We start from the raw sequence: 16,581 nt of genomic DNA, 5'->3' as shown, positions 1-16,581 counted from the left end.
ACTCATGAAATCTAGGTAAATTCTAGCGAGATATTTCGTTAACCATGCCGGAAAGGCCTTTTTCATGCATGTCGTTGTCTCAAAACCGGACCACTTTTGAGCGACATGCAGTAGCAGCTACTCGGCCAGCTGCGGCAGGTTCTTGAACAGGTCGAGCGCTTCCGGGTTGGCGAGCGCTTCCTTGTTCTTGATGGCGCGGCCGTGCACCACGTCGCGCACCGCGAGTTCGGTGATCTTACCCGACTTGGTGCGGGGAATATCCGACACGGCAATGATCCTGGCCGGGACATGGCGGGGACTGGCGCCACTGCGGATCTTGGCGCGGATGCGTTTTTCCAAATTTTCGTCGAGCTGCGCGCCGGCGGCCAGGCGCACGAACAGTACGACGCGCACGTCGTTGTCGAAGTCCTGGCCGATGCACAGCGCTTCCAGAATCTCCGGCATCTGTTCGACCTGGTTGTAGATCTCCGCCGTGCCGATGCGCACGCCGCCCGGGTTGAGCGTGGCGTCGGAGCGGCCATGGATGATCAGGCCGCCATGCGCGGTCCATTCGGCGAAATCGCCGTGACACCAGACATTGTCGAAGCGCTCGAAATAGGCCGCCCGGTACTTCTTGCCCTCGGGGTCGTTCCAGAAGCCGATCGGCATCGCCGGAAAAGCCTTGGTGCAGACCAACTCGCCCTTCTCCTGCCGGACCGGCCTGCCGTCATCGTCCCAGACATCGACCGCAAGGCCAAGGCCGGGTCCCTGGATCTCGCCGGTCCAGACAGGCTGCGTCGGCACGCCGAGCACGAAGCAGGAGACGATGTCGGTGCCGCCGGAGACCGAAGCCAGATGCACGTCCTTCTTGATGCCGTCATAAACGAAGCGGAAATCTTCCGGCGATAGCGGCGAGCCGGTGGAGGAGATTGCCCGCACAGTGGCCAGATCATGCGTGCGGATCGGCTTGAGGCCAGCCTTGCGCACGGAATCGATGAACTTGGCCGAGGTGCCGAGGAACGTCATCTTCTCGGCATCGGCGAAATCGAACAGCACACTGCCGTCGGGGTAGAAGGGCGAACCGTCATAGAGCAGCAACGTGGCCCCCGAAGCGAGCCCCGACACCAGCCAGTTCCACATCATCCAGCCGCAGGTGGTGAAGTAGAAGAAGCGGTCGCCATCGGTGAGACCGGCATGCAGCCGGTGTTCCTTGACATGCTGGATCAGCGTGCCGCCGGCCGAATGGACGATGCATTTGGGAATGCCGGTCGTTCCCGACGAAAACAGGATGTAGAGCGGATGCGAAAACGGCAGCGGCTCGAAGGCAACGGGCTTGCCGACGAAGGGCGACAGCGCCTCTTCCAGCGCTACCGCCTTGTCGATGGTCCCGGCGACATCACTCGATGTGCCGAGATAATCGACGACCAGAATCTTGCGGACAGTGCCGAGCTTGGCCGCGACCGCGGCGATCTTGTCGGCGACTTCGATCGCCTTGCCATTGTACCAATAGCCATCCGGCGCGATGAAGACGACGGGCTCGATCTGGCCGAACCTGTCGAGCACGCCCTGCTCGCCGAAATCGGGAGAGCAGGACGACCAGACCGCGCCGATCGAGGCGGCGGCCAGCATGGCGGCGACGGTCTCCGGCATGTTGGGCATCATGGCGGCGATGCGGTCGCCCTTCTTCACCTTGAGCGACAGGAAAAGCTGCTGCAGCCGCGAGGTCAGCGCGTGCAACGCGTTCCAGGACAGCCGGCGCTCGACCTTGTCTTCGCCGCGAAACACGATTGCGTCGCCTGAGCCGGTCTTCTTCAACAGATTCTCGGCGAAATTCAGTGTCGCATCGGGAAAGAAAGAAGCGCCGGGCATCTTGTCGCCGTCGACGAGCAGCTTATCGCCCTTGTCGCCGACGATGCCGCAGAAATCCCAGACCAGGCTCCAGAACCCTTCACGGTCCTCGACCGACCAGGCATGAAGCTGCGAATACGAGGAAAACGCTACGCCGGCTTTCACTCCGGCGGCCTTGGTGAAGGCGGTCAAGGGTGCTGCGTCAATCTGGTCTTGCGTCGGGGTCCAGAGCGGTTGTCCGGCAGCCATGATCGTTCCTCCACGGTCGCCATCGCTTATGCATATCGCAGCGCAGCAGAGCAAGATTTTGTTCGGCTGATGCGACCAGATGTGCGCAAATGCCATCGCCGGGCCATAAAGACTTGAAATGCCTCAGCCCTAAGTCGTAGTGACAACTTGAAGTCGTGGTGACGACTGGGGGTCGTGGTGACGACTGGGGTCGTGGTGACGACCGGGGTTACACCCGCCGGGCGATTTGTCGGAATGGAAGCATACGGGGCCATATGCCATCATCTATGATCCGGCGCGGAATATGGGCGATCGGCGCTGCCGTGATCGTCGTCGCGCTGGTCGTTGCCGCCCTGCCGCTGATTGCCTCCACCCGTATCGTGCGCGACCGCATCGCCTGGGAAATGAGCGCGTGGAGCGGCTTCCGGGTCGCCATCGACGGTTCGCCGCGCATCGAGGTCTGGCCGACATTCCGGGCAATCCTGACCGATGTGACGCTTTCACAATGGACCGACACCGAGGCGCCGCCTGTGGTCGAGGCAGAACGGGTCGAGGTCGACCTTTCCGCCATGGCGGCGCTGCGCGGCGACGTGGTGTTTTCGACGGCGCGGCTGGTGCGGCCGACGATCCGGGTCCAGCGCACGCCTGCCGGCCTTTTCCTGCCCGCTGTCCCCACCGGCGGGCGCATCACGCGTTCCATCGACACGGCGCGCGGCGTGGTCAATGCCGACCCCGCCAAGCCGGACCTCGACAAGCTGCCTACCGACACCTTCGGCACGGTCGAGTTTCGCGACGGCCGAATGGTAGCGTCCATCGGCGGCAAGGACGTCGAGATCCTGAGCAGTTTAAACGGTCAGGCGAATTGGGCGGCGATGAACAGCAATGCGACGCTGTCGGCAACAGGGATCTGGCGGGGCGAAAGCGTCGCGCTGGACGTCGCCTCGGCCAGACCACTTGTGCTGTTTGCCGGCGGCACGGCGCCGCTGACGCTGTCCTTCAAGGCGGCGCCCGCCACCTTCTCGTTCGACGGCACGGCCAGCATGTCTGAAAATACCTATTTCGACGGTCAGGCGAAGTTCTCGGCACCCTCGCTGCGGCGTGTCCTGGAATGGTCGCAGGCCGGCATCGCTCCGGGTGCGGCGATCGGCTCGGTCAGCATTTCGAGCAAGATCACCGCGACCGGCGGGCGCGTCAAGTTCGACAACACGGCAATTGCACTCGACAACAATCCGGGGATGGGTGCACTGGACCTCTCGCTTGGCGCACAACCTGTGATCTCCGGTACGCTCGCCTTCGACACGCTCGACCTCAGATCGTTTCTTTCGGCCTTCACCCCGCTGGTGCCGACCGGAGGGGCGGGACCCGGCGAAATCGACACAAGTTTCGCCGACAAGATCAATCTCGATCTGAGGCTGTCGGCAGCCCACGCCACGGCGGGACCTATCCAGCTCGCCGATGTCGCCGCCACCGCCCAGGTCAAGGATGGTCTGTCGGTATTCGACATCTCCGATGCCTCGGCCTTCGGCGGCAACATCCAGACCAGCCTTCGCTTCGATCGCAAGCCGGAGGGCTCGCAGGTCGAAATCCGCCTTCTGGCGTCCGACATCGACGGCGGTGCGTTCGGCACGGCGGCAGGGATGACGCGGCTGGTGCCGGTCGGCACGGGCACCGTCTCGGTGATCCTCAAGGGGCCGGGCAGAACCTGGGATTCCATCTTCGACAATGCCGACGGCTCGGTCTCGGCGACCTTCGGGCCGGGTGCGTTGAGCAAGCTCAACCTGCCGGCCTTCCTCAAACATACCGAACAGGGCGGCTTCTTCGCGCTCGACGATGTCTCTGACGGAACATTGCCGATCGACGGTGCCGAGATCAAGGCCACCATTTCGAAGGGCGTGGCGCGGATCGACAAGGCCGAGGCCAATTCAGCGAAGTACAAGATCTGGCTGTCCGGCATCGCGTCCTACGCCGGGCGCGGACTGGCCTTGTCCGGCGGCGTCATTCAGCCTGACCAGGCGGCAACGCAGGCCAACGGCCAGCAAGGTCCCAACCAGTCATCATTCTTCGTCGGCGGAACCTGGAGCACGCCGTTCATTTCCCCGATCAGCCGCGGCATTTCGGGGGAATAGGCGACACTGCGCCTTCTGTCTTTCACCCGCGCTGCGCCACCTGCTCGTCGAGCTGGCGCTGCACCTCACGCCGCTTGTTGGCAAGCGAGGCGATGATGACGCCCATCGCCACGACGGCGATCAAAATGGTACAGGCGGCGTTGATTTCCGGCGTCACGCCGAGGCGAACCTGGCTGTAGATCTTCATCGGCAGCGTCGTCGCGCCCGGCCCGGAGGTGAAGCTTGCGATGACCAGATCGTCGAGCGAAAGCGTGAAAGCCAGCATCCAGCCGGAGACGATCGCTGGCATGATGACCGGCAGTGTGATCTGGAAGAAGGTCTTCACCGGCGTTGCGCCAAGATCCATCGCGGCCTCTTCCAGCGAGCGGTCGAAGGTCATGAGGCGCGACTGCACGACCACGGCGACGAAGCACATGGTCAGCGTGATGTGAGCGAGCGTTACGGTGAGAAAACCGCGGTCGAGCCCGACGGCGACGAAGAGCAGCAGCAGCGACAGGCCGGTGATCACTTCCGGCATGACCAGCGGCGCAAAGACCATGCCGGAGAACAGCACCCTGCCCTTGAAGCGCGTGTAGCGGGTCAAGGTGAGTGCCGCCAGCGTGCCGAGAACGGTCGCTACCGTGGCCGAGATCAGGCCAACGCGCGCCGTCACCCAGGTCGCGTCCATGAGGCCCTGATTGTGGAACAGCGAGACGTACCATTTGGTCGAGAAACCGCCCCAGACCGTAACCAGTTTCGACTCGTTGAATGAGAAGACGATGAGCAGCACGATCGGCAGATAGAGAAAGGCAAAGCCAAGCACGATCGAGGTGATGTTGAAGCGGCTCCAGGTGGCGTTCATGAGGTCACCTGTCCATTTCCTGAGCGCGCGCCTGGGCCCGCTGGAAGAGCATGATCGGCACGATCAGCAGCAACAGGAGGATGACGGCAACGGCCGACGATACCGGCCAGTCGCGATTGGCGAAGAACTCGTTCCACAACGTCTTGCCGATCATCAGCGTCTGCGAGCCGCCGAGCAGATCGGGAATGACGAACTCGCCGACGGCGGGAATGAACACCAGCAGACAGCCCGCTATGACGCCGGGCAGCGACAGCGGGAAGGTGATCTTCCAGAACGCACTTGTCGGCGGACAGCCGAGATCCTTGGCTGCCTCGATCAGCGAATAGTCCATCTTCTCAAGCGCGGAATAGAGCGGCAACACCATGAACGGCAGGTAGGAATAGACGATGCCGATGAAGATCGCCGTATAGGTGTTGAGGATGATCAGCGGCTGGTGGATGACGCCGGTGGCGAGCAGCAGCTGATTGAGCAGCCCTTCGGGCTTGAGAATGCCGATCCAGGCGTAGACCCGGATCAGGAACGAGGTCCAGAACGGCAGGATCACCAGCATCAGCAAGGTCGGGCGGATCGTCGCCGGCGCGCGCGCCATGCCATAGGCGATGGGGTAGCCGACGAGCAATGTCAGGACCGTCGAGATCGCGGCGATGATGACGCTGGTCACATAGGCGTTGAAGTAGAGCGCGTCCTGCGTCAGCCAGGTGTAATTGTCGAGGCTGAGTTGCTTCAACTGAGCCAGGAACCCGGAAATGCCGCCGCTGAAATCGAGCGCCGGCGTATAGGGCGGAATGGCGATCGCCGTCTGCGACAGCGAGATCTTGAAGACGATGACGAACGGAATGAGGAAGAAAAACAGCAGCCAGACATACGGGATGATGATGACCAGTCGGCCAACGAAGGCAGCACCCAGCCTGGCAAGGAGGGATTTGCCGGCATTGGATGCCGGAGAGGCTGATGAGGTGGTGACGGCGGCGCTCGACATGGTCGCCCCTACCGCGTCAGCACGACGCCGGCATCGGGCCGGAAGGAAACCCAGGCGCGGTCGTTCCAGCTCAGCGGATCCTCGGTGATGCGGGCCGCGTTCATGGTGCTCGCGCGCACCACCTGGCCGTCGTCCAGCCTGACATGGTAGACGGTCATGTCGCCGAGATAGGCGATGTCGTAGACCTCGCCCTCGATGGCGTTGACCGCCTCGGCCGGCTTCTTCGACGACACCTTGATCTTTTCGGGCCTGATGGCGAAGGTGACGGCCGTCCCGGCGCCGGCAGTGCCGGCATTGTCGGTGCGGATGGTGAGGCCATTGCCGGCATCGATGCTGGCGCTGCCGGCCTCGCCACGCGCGATCTTGCCCTCGAACATGTTCACATTGCCGACGAAGCCGGCGACGAAGCGCGATCCCGGCGCCTCGTAGACTTCGGCCGGCGTTGCCACCTGCATCACCTCGCCCTTGTCGATGATGGCGATGCGATCGGCCATGGTCATCGCCTCTTCCTGGTCGTGGGTGACGACGACGAAGGTGAGGCCGAGGTTCTGCTGCAAATCCATCAGTTCGAACTGCGTCTCTTCGCGCAGCTTCTTGTCCAACGCGCCGAGCGGCTCGTCGAGCAGCAGCACCTTCGGCCGCTTGGCGACCGAGCGGGCGAGCGCGACGCGCTGGCGCTGGCCGCCGGACAGTTGGTGCGGCTTGCGCTTGGCGAACTGCTCGAGTTTGACCAGCTTCAGCATCTCGGCAACGCGCGATGCGATTTCGGGCTTCGGCATGCCGTCCTGCTTGAGGCCGAAGGCGATGTTGTTCTCGACCGTCATATGCGGGAACAGCGCATAGGACTGGAACATCATGTTGACAGGCCGCCGGTAGGGCGGGATGCCGCGCAGATCCTGGCCGTCAAGCAGAATGCGGCCGGCTGTCGGCTCCTCGAAGCCGGCGAGCATCCTGAGCAGCGTCGACTTTCCGCAACCGGAGGCGCCGAGCAGCGCGAAGAACTCGCGCTCGAAGATGGTCAGAGACAGATTGTTGACGGCGGTGAAGTCACCGAACTTCTTGGTGACGTTGTCGAACTGGATGTACGGCTTGGCATTCGGGTCGTTCCACGGTGCAAAATCCCTGCGGATGCTGCCAAGCGATTTCATGTCCCACTCCGTCCTGATTTTCTTGCTTCTTGCCCCAGGTAGAAACGGTCCCGGCAGGTGGCTGCCGGGACCGTGTCGGATTGCTTACTGGCCAGTGACGATCTTGGTCCAGGTGCGCGTGATGACGCGCTGGGTCTTGGGATCGTATGGCGAGACGGTGTAGAGCTTCTTTATGGTCTCGGCATCGGGATAAACCGAAGGATCCTCCAACAATGCCTTGTCGACGAATTGCTGCGAAGCCTTGTTGCCGTTTGCGTAGAGCACGTAATTCGACGACTTGGCGATAACTTCCGGCTTCATCATGTAGTTGATGAACTCGAGCGCCTCCGCCACATGCGGCGCGTCGGCAGGGATTGCCATCTGGTCGAACCACATCTGCGCGCCCTCCTTCGGCACGGAATAGCCGATTTCGACGCCCTGCTTGGCCTCGACCGCGCGGTTGCGGGCCTGGAACACGTCACCCGACCAGCCGACCGCCAGGCAGATATCACCGTTGGCGAGCGCGTTGATGTATTCGGAGGAATGGAACTTCCTGATGTAAGGCCGCACCTTGAGCAAGGTCTCCTCGGCCTTGGCGATATCATCGGGTGACGTGCTGTTCGGGTCGAGGTTGAGATATTTCAACGCCGCCGGGATGATATCTGCCGGCGAGTCCAGCACGTAGACGCCGCAGTCCTTCAATTTGGCCAGGCTATCGGGATTGAAGAAGACGTCCCAGCTGTCGATCTTGTCAGTGCCAAGCGCCGCCTGCACCTTCTTGATGTTGTAGCCGATGCCAACCGTGCCCCACATGTAGTTGACCGAGTATTCGTTGCCGGGGTCGTACTTGGCGGTGCGCTCGGTAACCGTGTCCCACATGTTGGAAATGTTGGGCAGTTTCGACTTGTCGAGCTTCTGGAACACGCCGGCCTGGATCTGGCGCGCAAGGAAATTGCCGCTGGGCACGACGACGTCATAGCCGCTGCCGCCGGCAAGCAGCTTGGTCTCAAGGATTTCGTTGGAATCGAAGGTGTCATAGATGACCTTGATGCCGGTTTCCTTGGTGAAATCGTCGATGATCGAACTGTCGATATAGTCCGACCAGTTGAAGACGTTGACGACACGATCCGCGGCGTGACCGCCGACGGTGAACAATGTCAGGAATGCCGAGGTTGCCGAAAGCCAGAGCGCTTTGCGGATCATGCTATTCTCCTTTGATGAGTGTTCCTTCACCGGCTCGTCGCGATATCAGCGCGACCGGCATTTTCTTCAGACTATTGAGCTTTCCAAGGGGCGACAAGCGCGAACTGCCGAGACCATGCAGGCGGTTCGATGAGATGGCTGGTTGCCCCTGAGGTGGCCTGGGAGGCGTGCCAATACCGTCATAGGCTTTCGCCGTGGCGCGGGCAGAGATACGACGATATGGTCCGGTCCCGATCGGACCGGCTGGGAGACTTGGCAAGATACGCCTGTCTTGTTGTTGCCGTATCCCCAGCCTGCCCGTGCTGCAGCGACGTTGTCAATGGCAAAGCTGCAGGCCGCTTCAATTAGGCGACGGCACCCCGGTGACCCCTGCGCGTTCGGGCCGTGCCTGGCGCTTGAATTCGAGCCCGATATGGACGAGCAGCGCCGTGACCACCACCGCGCCACCGATGATGGTGCGCCCCGACGGCACCTCGGAATGGATGAGCCAGACCCATATCGGGCCCAGGATCGGCTCGAACGTGCCGAGCAGAGCCGCGATGGCCGCCGGGATCAGTCGTGCGCCGGTGGCGAAGAAGGCGAGACCGAGGCCGAGATTGACCACGCCGAAGGCAAACAGAAAGCCCATGTCGCTGACTGACACGGTGAAGGTCGATGCCTGCGAGACGGCAAAGCCGGCCGCGAGCATGGTGCCGAGGCACGTCGCCGGCGTCATGCGCACGCCGGAAAACCGCCGGGTGATGACGGTGGCGACCGAGAACATGACCGCGATCAACAGCGCCAGCCCATCGCCTATGGGCGAGACGGCGCCATCCAGCGATTCCGACACCATGATGGCGACGCCGGTGATGACGGCGGCGATTGCCACCCAGGTGGCGACACCGACCCTTTCGCGAAACAACGCCCAGGCAAACAGCGCCGCCAGCAACGGCACGCCTGCCTGCATCAAAAGGATGTTGGCGACGGTGGTGTAGGCCAGCGCCACGACGAAGGCGGTCGATGCGGTGGCAAAGCAGATCCCGACGGCAAGGCCGGGCAGACCCATGTCGTGGAACAGCTTCAACGTGCCACGCCAGCCGTCACGCCAGACCATGAAGCAGACCAGGAAGGCGGCTGCCCAGACGGATCGCCAGAAAATGACCGTCCAGCTGTCACCGACAGTGATGAAGCGGGCGATGGTGCCGCCGAAGCTCCACATCAGCGCCGACAGGAAGACCAAAAGCATGCCGACGCGCTCCTCGCGCGGCGAGACGGCTGGCGATGCGACGATCGGCGATGCGGTATCGATCATGAGCGCGACTGTCGGGCTTTTGTGGACGGGACGATGCGCAAGGGACGACAAAAAGATGCTCTGTTCGCGTAACGCAAAGGCGCAGGCCGGAACTGAGCCAGCGGCCGGCGACAATTATGGCACCTTGCCCCCATTTCAGAGGACACGGCGTTACTGGAAATCGAAGGCACTCAGGCCCGTCACCATCTCGTCAAGGCCGAGCGGGCGCGTCACCGGCGGCTCGGCCCGCGCCAGGCAGCCGACGCGTTCGCAAAGCCGGCAGGCAGGCCCGACCGGCGTCGCCGCAATACTGCCGGCCTTTGCGGTGATTGCCGCACCGGGCAATGCCGCGCCATAGACGATCTCGTCCCGAAAGCCGATGTCGCAACCGAGCAGCAGCGCGGTGCGGCGCGGACGTTCCGAGAATGCGCCTTGCGGCCCTTCCAGCGTGCGGGCGATGCACAGGAACTCGGCGCCGTCGGGCATTTCCACTGCCTCGACGAAGACCTGGCCGGGTTGGGTGAAGGCAACATGCACGGGCAGCTTGGGACAGCCGCCGCCAAAGCGGCTTTGTGGAAAGCCCTGGCTGCCGGCCTTGCGGAAGCGGTTGCCTGCATTGTCGACCTCCAGCATGAAGAACGGCACCCCCGAGGCACCCTGCCGCTGCAGCATGGTCAGCCGGTTGGCTGCCTGTTCGAAGGAGACGCCGAAGCGCGAACGCAGGACATCGATGTCATAGCGGGCGCGCACGGCAGCCGCGTGAAAGGCCTGATAGGGCATCATCAGCGCATGCGCCGCATAACGGCCAAGTTCGAAGCGGGCCAGGCGGCGCGCCTCGTCGGTGCTCAGCTTGAGCGCCTGGATCTCGCCGGCGACCGCGACCGTCATGCGGATCAGGCAGGCCTCCATCGCGACTTCGCGCAACTGGTCGAACGGCGACAGGCGTTCGGACAGGAACAGGCGCTGCGAATGACGATCATAACGGCGGCGCCAGTTCGGCATGGTGGCGACCGGCAGCACCTTGACCACGATGCCATATTCGCGCTTCAGCCAGGCCTTCAGCGCGCCGAACAGATCGTCGCCGGGATCGAGCACCGAGGTGAACGCCGCGGCCTCCCCCTCGAGGGCAGCGAAATGGTTCGGCCGGCGCTCGAAAATCTCGTGCACCTCGTCGATCGGCAGGCGGGCGCCGGAAAGCGCCGTCGCCCGACCTTCGCGCGCCAAAAGCTCGTTTAGGTCGGACAGGCGCTCGGCCTGCTCGCGATAGGCGCGGAACAGTTTTATCACCGCCGCGGACGCGTTGGGCGCGGCCTCGGCAAGCTCGATCAGTTCCTGATCTCCCGGCAACTCGCCGACCAGCAGGGGATCGGTGAACACTTCCTTCAAGGCAGCGACCGACCCCCTCGCCTCGCCCTGCAGCTCGTGCGGATCGACCTTGTAGACGGAGGCCAGTCTGAGGATCAGCTGCACCGTCAGCGGCCGCTGGTTGCGCTCGATCAGATTGAGATAGGAGGGCGAAATGCCAAGACCCTCGGCCATCGCCGTCTGCGTCAGGCCCTTGGCGTTGCGGATGCGGCGGATGCGCGGCCCGGCGAAAATCTTCTGGTCAGCCACGGACTGTCCTTTACAGCATTTACACGAATTTCTGGACTCGGTCCTTTTACAATAATGACAAATTTACAACGCACCTCTGTCAAACGCAACACAGGTTTTCTCTTATATTCCGTCGGTTTCCCTGATTTTTGTGGCTGATGTCGCGCAGAAATGTAAATCCAGTCATACCCCAACGACCCCAAATTCTTGAAGCCTTGACACAGTTCAGCAATTCCTCGGAGTGACCAATGACTGATTTTTACAACCTCGTGCCATCGGCCCCGGAAGGTCGTTTCGACGGTATCGAACGGCCCTACTCCGCGGCGGATGTGAAGCGTCTGCGCGGTTCGGTGCAGATCCGTCAGAGCCTCGCCGAAATGGGTGCCAACCGGCTGTGGAAGCTCATCCATGAGGAGGACTTCGTCAACGCGCTCGGTGCCATGTCCGGCAATCAGGCGATGCAGCAGGTGCGCGCCGGGCTGAAAGCGATCTACCTGTCGGGCTGGCAGGTTGCCGCCGACGCCAACACGGCTGGCGCGATGTATCCGGACCAGTCGCTCTATCCGGCCAATGCAGCGCCCGAACTGGTCAAGCGCATCAACCGGACGCTGCAGCGCGCCGACCAGATCGAAACGTCCGAAGGCAACGGGCTTTCGGTCGAGACATGGTTCGCGCCAATCGTCGCCGACGCGGAAGCCGGTTTCGGCGGACCGCTCAACGCCTTCGAAATCATGAAGGCCTTCATCGAGGCGGGCGCCGCCGGCGTCCATTATGAGGACCAGTTGGCGTCGGAAAAGAAATGCGGCCATCTCGGCGGCAAGGTGCTGATCCCGACCGCGGCGCACATCCGCAACCTCAACGCCGCGCGCCTGGCGGCGGACGTGATGGGCACGCCGACCCTGGTCGTCGCGCGCACCGATGCGGAAGCCGCCAAGCTGCTCACCTCCGACATCGACGAACGCGACCAGCCTTTCGTCGACTACGACGCCGGGCGCACGGTGGAAGGCTTCTACCATGTCAGGAACGGCATCGAGCCCTGCATCGCCCGCGCCATCGCCTATGCGCCTTACGCGGATCTGATCTGGTGCGAGACCTCGAAGCCGGACCTGACGCAGGCCAGGAAATTCGCCGAGGGCGTGCGCAAGCATCATCCCGACAAGCTGCTCGCCTACAATTGCTCGCCCTCGTTCAACTGGAAGAAGAACCTCGACGACGCGACGATCGCCAGGTTCCAGAAAGAGCTCGGCGCCATGGGCTACAAGTTCCAGTTCATCACGCTCGCCGGCTTCCACCAGCTCAACTACGGCATGTTCGAACTGGCGCGCGGCTACAAGGCGCGGCAGATGGCGGCCTATTCCGAGTTGCAGGAAGCGGAGTTCGCGGCCGAGGCCAATGGCTACACCGCAACCAAACATCAGCGCGAAGTCGGCACCGGCTATTTCGACGCCGTGTCGATGGCGATCACCGGCGGCCAGTCATCGACCACCGCCATGCATGAATCGACCGAGCACGCGCAGTTCAAACCGGCCGCGGAATAGCGAGCAGCAAAGTACAGAGGAAACGCCCAACAGGGCCGGGAACACAGGAGAAGACCAATGGCATCGATAAGCCGCGTCAAGGAACGCGCCGAGGAACAGTCGACGACGATGAGCGTCGACCAGCAGGCGACGATCCGCATGCTGGCCAACGACCTGCACCGCCTCAACCAGTCGGTGATGAAGGCGGTCGAGGCGGGCGTCTCGGTGGAACTCGTGCGCTCGGCACGACATCACGGCGGCGACGGCAACTGGGGCGATCTGCTGATCCCGGTGATCGTCACGCAGCAGAGCCACAGCTGACTGAAATCCATGCAACCGACCCTTCACCTGCGCAGCCCCTGCGCAGGTGAATCTTCTCTTTATGAAATCCACGTATGGACAGTTGAGTACAGTAGCGTTGCTTGAAATTCACTGCTACCGGCGATGATTTCGGGCACTTTTATTTCAACTTGACACAGGCTACGATCTCACGCCAATTGCGCTCCGGATTCAACTCTGCATTGAAATAGGGGCGAGCTTCTTGGCCGACTTGTGTGCCCGGTGAATCGCGAAGGCGAGACTCCAAGACATCCGAATCCGGTGACCCGCGACTCAACCACCGAGGCGATCCGCGATCCGTCGCAGGTGCTTGTCGTCGGGAAATCGCCGATCAATCGCGTGGTGATTTCAAAGATCGTCGAGCGATCCGGGCTCAAGCCGATTTCGGAATCTCCCGACACGGCGGCAAGGATCTTGCGGTCGCTCATTCCCGGTGTGGTTGTCCTCGACGGCGGCGCCGACAACAAGGACTGCGACAATCTGATGTCCAGCATCGACGCGTTGCGCCGCGCCTCGGGCAAATCGCTGCCACCGGTAATCCTGCTGTCAACCAAGAACGGCACGACGGAAAGTCTGGGCCTGTCTGGTATCATCGACGTGGTGGTCGCCAAGCCGATCACGCCCGAACGGTTGCAACCGGTGATCGATCGCCTGATCGGCCGCTAAGGCAATTGCGGGAAAAGTACGCAGGCGGTTTTCCGTCCGGAATTGAGGCGATCACGGATCGATGATGCTTTCGATCAGTCCGGGCAGTTGTCCGAGATCGGATATCTGGCGGAACCTCGATTCGGTTACCGGCGCCTCGACATGCTCCAGCACCCATGTCAGTTCATGCGGCACATGGACACCCCAGCCGCCGGCCTCTATGGCCGGCACCACATCCGACTTCAGCGAGTTGCCGACCATCATGCTTTTCGCCGGACCATCACCGTGGCGGTTGAAGAGCCTGCTATAGGTGGCTGCATTCTTGTCACTGACGATCTCGACCGCGTCGAACAGATCGCCAAGGCCTGAGCCAGCCAGCTTGCGCTCCTGATCGAAGAGGTCGCCCTTGGTGATCAGCACGAGGCGGAATGCGCCGGCAAGCTTTTCGACCGTCTCGCGGGCGTGCGGCAAGGCCTCGATCGGATGGCTCAGCATCTCGCGGCCGGCATCGAGAATCTCCGCTATGACCGAAGCCGGCACGCGGCCTTGCGTGACCTCGATCGCCGTCTCGATCATCGACAGGGTAAATCCCTTGATGCCGAAGCCATAGACGGCGAGGTTGCGCCTTTCGGCCTCCAGCAATCGTGCCGAGATATGCTCGGCTTCGCCATGGTCGACGAGCATGGCGGCAAAGCGCTTTTCCGTCAGCCGGAAGAACTGCTCGTTCTGCCACAGCGTGTCGTCGGCATCGAATCCGATCGTTGTCAGTTTGCCGTTGGGCCGCATTCAATTTCTCGATTAAGATTTGGGGGCCTCGATTGACATGGGACGGCCGAAACTAAGCCGATTGGCGTGATTTTCAACCGCGCCGGCCAATGCCCGACGCGGCTCCCCTTCCCTTCCATAGGAGGGCACGGCTATACTCCACAATCCGCAACCCAATCTGGTGAATGATGCCGCCTGCAAAAAAGGAAGTCCGTCCGTCGAGCCGCGGAGGACGCGCCCGCACGCCTGCCTTCGTGAAAAACCAACGAGGCGTCAAGAACTGGAAGGAAGTCAGCGCCTGGCTGGAGTGGCGCGGCATCGAGGACATCGAGTGCATCACGCCCGATCAGGCAGGCGTTGCGCGTGGCAAGATGATGCCATCGAAGAAATTCACCTCCAACACCTCGCTGGCGCTGCCGTCGGCAGTCTTCATGACGACGATTTCCGGCGGCTACCCCGAGGATGGCAACGGCTTCCATTACCCGGAAGATGACGGCGACCTCAAACTCATGCCCGACCTGTCGACGCTGACGGTGGTGCCTTGGGAAGAAGACCCGACGGCCGCGGTCATCTGCGACCTCGTCCACCAGGACGGACGCTCGGTCGAGTTCACGCCGCGCAATGTGTTGAAACGTGTGGTGGCCGCCTATGACAAGCTCGGCCTGAAGCCAGTGGTGGCGCCCGAGATCGAGTTCTACCTCGTGCGCAAGAATCCCGATCCGGACTATCCGCTGACCCCGCCGGTCGGCCGGTCGGGACGCGCGATCGGTGGCGGCGCCGGCTATTCGATCGCCGGCGTCAACGAATTCGACGAACTGATCGATGACATCTACCATTTCTCTGAAAGCCAGGGCCTGGAGATCGACACGCTGATCCACGAGGAAGGCGCTGGCCAGCTGGAGATCAATCTGCGCCACGGCGACCCGATCGAACTGGCCGACCAGGTGTTCATGTTCAAGCGCACCATTCGCGAGGCGGCGCTGAAGCACGAGATCTACGCCACCTTCATGGCCAAGCCGATCCAGGGGCAACCCGGCTCCGCCATGCACATCCACCAGTCGATCATCGACAAGAAGACCGGACGGAACATCTTTTCGGCCGCTGACGGATCGGAAACCGACGACTTTTTCCACTTCATCGGCGGCATGCAGAAGCATGTGCCGAACGCACTTGTGATGTTCGCGCCCTATGTCAATTCCTACCGCCGGCTGACGCAGGCGGCGTCGGCGCCGGTCAACAACAAATGGGGCTATGACAACCGCACCACGGCGTTTCGTGTGCCGCGCTCGGATCCGGCGGCGCGGCGCGTCGAAAACCGCATCCCGTCCTCCGATGCCAACCCCTATCTGGCGCTGGCGGCATCGCTTGCCTGCGGGCTGATCGGCATCACCAACAAGATCAAGGCCGAGCCTCCCGTGCTGACCACAGCCAATGCCGACGAAATCGACCTGCCGCGTGGCCTGCTCGAAGCCGTCGACCTGTTCGAGGGCGACGAGGAACTCTGCGCGCATCTGGGCAAGTCCTTCGCCGCCACCTATGCGGCGATCAAGCGGGCGGAGTTCGAGACCTTCATGGAAGTGATCAGCCCGTGGGAGCGGGAGTATTTGTTGCTGAATGTGTAGGGAATAGGGCAGTAGGGCAGTAGGGCAAGGATGGCGGCCAAGATTGAATCGTACAGGGATTTAATTGTCTGGCAGCAAGCTATGGATCTGGCGGTATCGATCTACGAAACAACCAGAGCTTGGCCAAGGGATGAACTCTACGGACTGACGACTCAGGTACGCCGTGCAGCCACATCCGTTCCCGCCAACATTGCCGAAGGTTACGGGCGAGAAAGCCGAGCTTCCTATCAGCAATTTCTCAGGATTGCCCAGGGATCCCTCAAGGAACTGGAGACCCATCTGCTAATCGCGCAACGCGTCGGAATCGCCTCGCACGAGACGGTCGAACCCTTGATGACCCGCAGTGAGAGTGTAGGAACGCTCTTGCGGCTTCTGATCCGAAAACTGTCACCGGAATAGCCCCACCTACTGCCCTACTGCCCTACTGCCCACCATGCCTAATGCACAACTGCCCAACTGACGACGACTACAACTGGCGAGCAGGAGATAATCACAAAAG

The 16,581-nt window shown here is 62.1% G+C and carries 14 protein-coding genes; 6 read left to right on the top strand and 8 right to left on the bottom strand.

The genetic code is table 11. From position 1 onward, the window contains the following. Positions 1 to 117: 117 nt before the first annotated feature. Positions 118 to 2,076, bottom strand: a complete 1,959-nt coding sequence (locus tag NKJ67_RS26985) for an acetoacetate--CoA ligase (protein WP_352584178.1) — start codon at positions 2,074 to 2,076, stop codon at positions 118 to 120. 254 nt (positions 2,077 to 2,330) lie between these two features. Here NKJ67_RS26985 and NKJ67_RS26980 point away from each other — a divergent pair, with 254 nt between their 5' ends. Next, positions 2,331 to 4,181, top strand: a complete 1,851-nt coding sequence (locus NKJ67_RS26980) for an AsmA family protein (RefSeq protein ID WP_352584176.1) — start codon at positions 2,331 to 2,333, stop codon at positions 4,179 to 4,181. Positions 4,182 to 4,203: 22 nt separating this feature from the next. Here the strand turns inward: NKJ67_RS26980 and NKJ67_RS26975 are convergent, their stop codons facing one another. From NKJ67_RS26975 to NKJ67_RS26950, 6 genes are all read right to left on the bottom strand, one after another. After that, the gene (locus tag NKJ67_RS26975; protein ID WP_127271643.1) at positions 4,204 to 5,022 is read right to left on the bottom strand and encodes an ABC transporter permease; all 819 of its coding nucleotides are present in this window, start codon (positions 5,020 to 5,022) and stop codon (positions 4,204 to 4,206) included. A gap of 4 nt (positions 5,023 to 5,026) precedes the next feature. Further along, positions 5,027 to 6,001 carry an ABC transporter permease subunit gene (locus NKJ67_RS26970; RefSeq protein ID WP_127327953.1) on the bottom strand — a complete coding sequence of 325 codons (975 nt, stop codon included), beginning with the start codon at positions 5,999 to 6,001 and terminating at the stop codon, positions 5,027 to 5,029. 8 nt (positions 6,002 to 6,009) lie between these two features. Continuing rightward, on the bottom strand, positions 6,010 to 7,149 hold the full coding sequence (locus tag NKJ67_RS26965; protein ID WP_127272201.1) for an ABC transporter ATP-binding protein: 1,140 nt from the start codon (positions 7,147 to 7,149) through the stop codon (positions 6,010 to 6,012). Between the two features lie 84 nt (positions 7,150 to 7,233). Continuing rightward, positions 7,234 to 8,331, bottom strand: coding sequence for a polyamine ABC transporter substrate-binding protein (locus NKJ67_RS26960; RefSeq protein WP_352584172.1), 1,098 nt, complete (start codon positions 8,329 to 8,331; stop codon positions 7,234 to 7,236). Between the two features lie 340 nt (positions 8,332 to 8,671). Then, entirely contained in the window at positions 8,672 to 9,622 is a 951-nt protein-coding gene (locus tag NKJ67_RS26955; protein ID WP_127268368.1) for a DMT family transporter, read from the bottom strand. A gap of 150 nt (positions 9,623 to 9,772) precedes the next feature. Further along, on the bottom strand, positions 9,773 to 11,215 hold the full coding sequence (locus NKJ67_RS26950; RefSeq protein ID WP_127268367.1) for a helix-turn-helix domain-containing protein: 1,443 nt from the start codon (positions 11,213 to 11,215) through the stop codon (positions 9,773 to 9,775). Between the two features lie 227 nt (positions 11,216 to 11,442). On the opposite strand from NKJ67_RS26950, the gene aceA reads away from it, so the two are divergent. The 3 genes from aceA to NKJ67_RS26935 all read left to right on the top strand — a co-directional run bounded on the left by aceA (position 11,443) and on the right by NKJ67_RS26935 (position 13,716). Beyond that, a complete protein-coding gene (aceA, locus tag NKJ67_RS26945; RefSeq protein WP_128309403.1) occupies positions 11,443 to 12,732 on the top strand; it encodes an isocitrate lyase in 1,290 nt (429 codons plus the stop codon). Between the two features lie 57 nt (positions 12,733 to 12,789). Then, positions 12,790 to 13,032 carry an SMc00767 family acetate metabolism repressor gene (locus NKJ67_RS26940; RefSeq protein WP_023766759.1) on the top strand — a complete coding sequence of 81 codons (243 nt, stop codon included), beginning with the start codon at positions 12,790 to 12,792 and terminating at the stop codon, positions 13,030 to 13,032. A 279-nt stretch (positions 13,033 to 13,311) separates the two neighbouring features. Beyond that, entirely contained in the window at positions 13,312 to 13,716 is a 405-nt protein-coding gene (locus tag NKJ67_RS26935; protein ID WP_245463682.1) for an ANTAR domain-containing protein, read from the top strand. Between the two features lie 51 nt (positions 13,717 to 13,767). Here the strand turns inward: NKJ67_RS26935 and NKJ67_RS26930 are convergent, their stop codons facing one another. Next, complete coding sequence (locus NKJ67_RS26930) at positions 13,768 to 14,481, bottom strand: HAD family hydrolase (RefSeq protein ID WP_352584168.1); 714 nt, start codon at positions 14,479 to 14,481, stop codon at positions 13,768 to 13,770. A gap of 164 nt (positions 14,482 to 14,645) precedes the next feature. Here NKJ67_RS26930 and NKJ67_RS26925 point away from each other — a divergent pair, with 164 nt between their 5' ends. Beyond that, positions 14,646 to 16,082, top strand: coding sequence for a glutamine synthetase family protein (locus NKJ67_RS26925; protein ID WP_164749124.1), 1,437 nt, complete (start codon positions 14,646 to 14,648; stop codon positions 16,080 to 16,082). 30 nt (positions 16,083 to 16,112) lie between these two features. After that, the gene (locus tag NKJ67_RS26920; protein WP_127321903.1) at positions 16,113 to 16,481 is read left to right on the top strand and encodes a four helix bundle protein; all 369 of its coding nucleotides are present in this window, start codon (positions 16,113 to 16,115) and stop codon (positions 16,479 to 16,481) included. Positions 16,482 to 16,581 lie beyond the last annotated feature (100 nt).

The organism is Mesorhizobium sp. M0088, assembly GCF_040322895.1.
In the GTDB taxonomy this organism is placed as follows: domain Bacteria; phylum Pseudomonadota; class Alphaproteobacteria; order Rhizobiales; family Rhizobiaceae; genus Mesorhizobium.
The sequence above is the reverse complement of the archived record's forward strand: the minus strand, read 5'-3'. Positions and strand labels throughout refer to the sequence as shown.

Bases quoted from the DNA above. Each gene is read 5' to 3' on its own strand.
- NKJ67_RS26980 (WP_352584176.1), top strand. From the start codon at position 2,331: ATGCCATCATCTATGATCCGGCGCGGAATATGGGCGATCGGCGCTGCC.
- NKJ67_RS26940 (WP_023766759.1), top strand. From the start codon at position 12,790: ATGGCATCGATAAGCCGCGTCAAGGAACGCGCCGAGGAACAGTCGACG.
- NKJ67_RS26955 (WP_127268368.1), bottom strand. From the start codon at position 9,622: ATGATCGATACCGCATCGCCGATCGTCGCATCGCCAGCCGTCTCGCCG.
- NKJ67_RS26920 (WP_127321903.1), top strand. From the start codon at position 16,113: ATGGCGGCCAAGATTGAATCGTACAGGGATTTAATTGTCTGGCAGCAA.
- NKJ67_RS26975 (WP_127271643.1), bottom strand. From the start codon at position 5,022: ATGAACGCCACCTGGAGCCGCTTCAACATCACCTCGATCGTGCTTGGC.
- NKJ67_RS26930 (WP_352584168.1), bottom strand. From the start codon at position 14,481: ATGCGGCCCAACGGCAAACTGACAACGATCGGATTCGATGCCGACGAC.
- NKJ67_RS26960 (WP_352584172.1), bottom strand. From the start codon at position 8,331: ATGATCCGCAAAGCGCTCTGGCTTTCGGCAACCTCGGCATTCCTGACA.
- NKJ67_RS26965 (WP_127272201.1), bottom strand. From the start codon at position 7,149: ATGAAATCGCTTGGCAGCATCCGCAGGGATTTTGCACCGTGGAACGAC.
- NKJ67_RS26985 (WP_352584178.1), bottom strand. From the start codon at position 2,076: ATGGCTGCCGGACAACCGCTCTGGACCCCGACGCAAGACCAGATTGAC.
- NKJ67_RS26925 (WP_164749124.1), top strand. From the start codon at position 14,646: ATGATGCCGCCTGCAAAAAAGGAAGTCCGTCCGTCGAGCCGCGGAGGA.
- aceA (WP_128309403.1), top strand. From the start codon at position 11,443: ATGACTGATTTTTACAACCTCGTGCCATCGGCCCCGGAAGGTCGTTTC.
- NKJ67_RS26970 (WP_127327953.1), bottom strand. From the start codon at position 6,001: ATGTCGAGCGCCGCCGTCACCACCTCATCAGCCTCTCCGGCATCCAAT.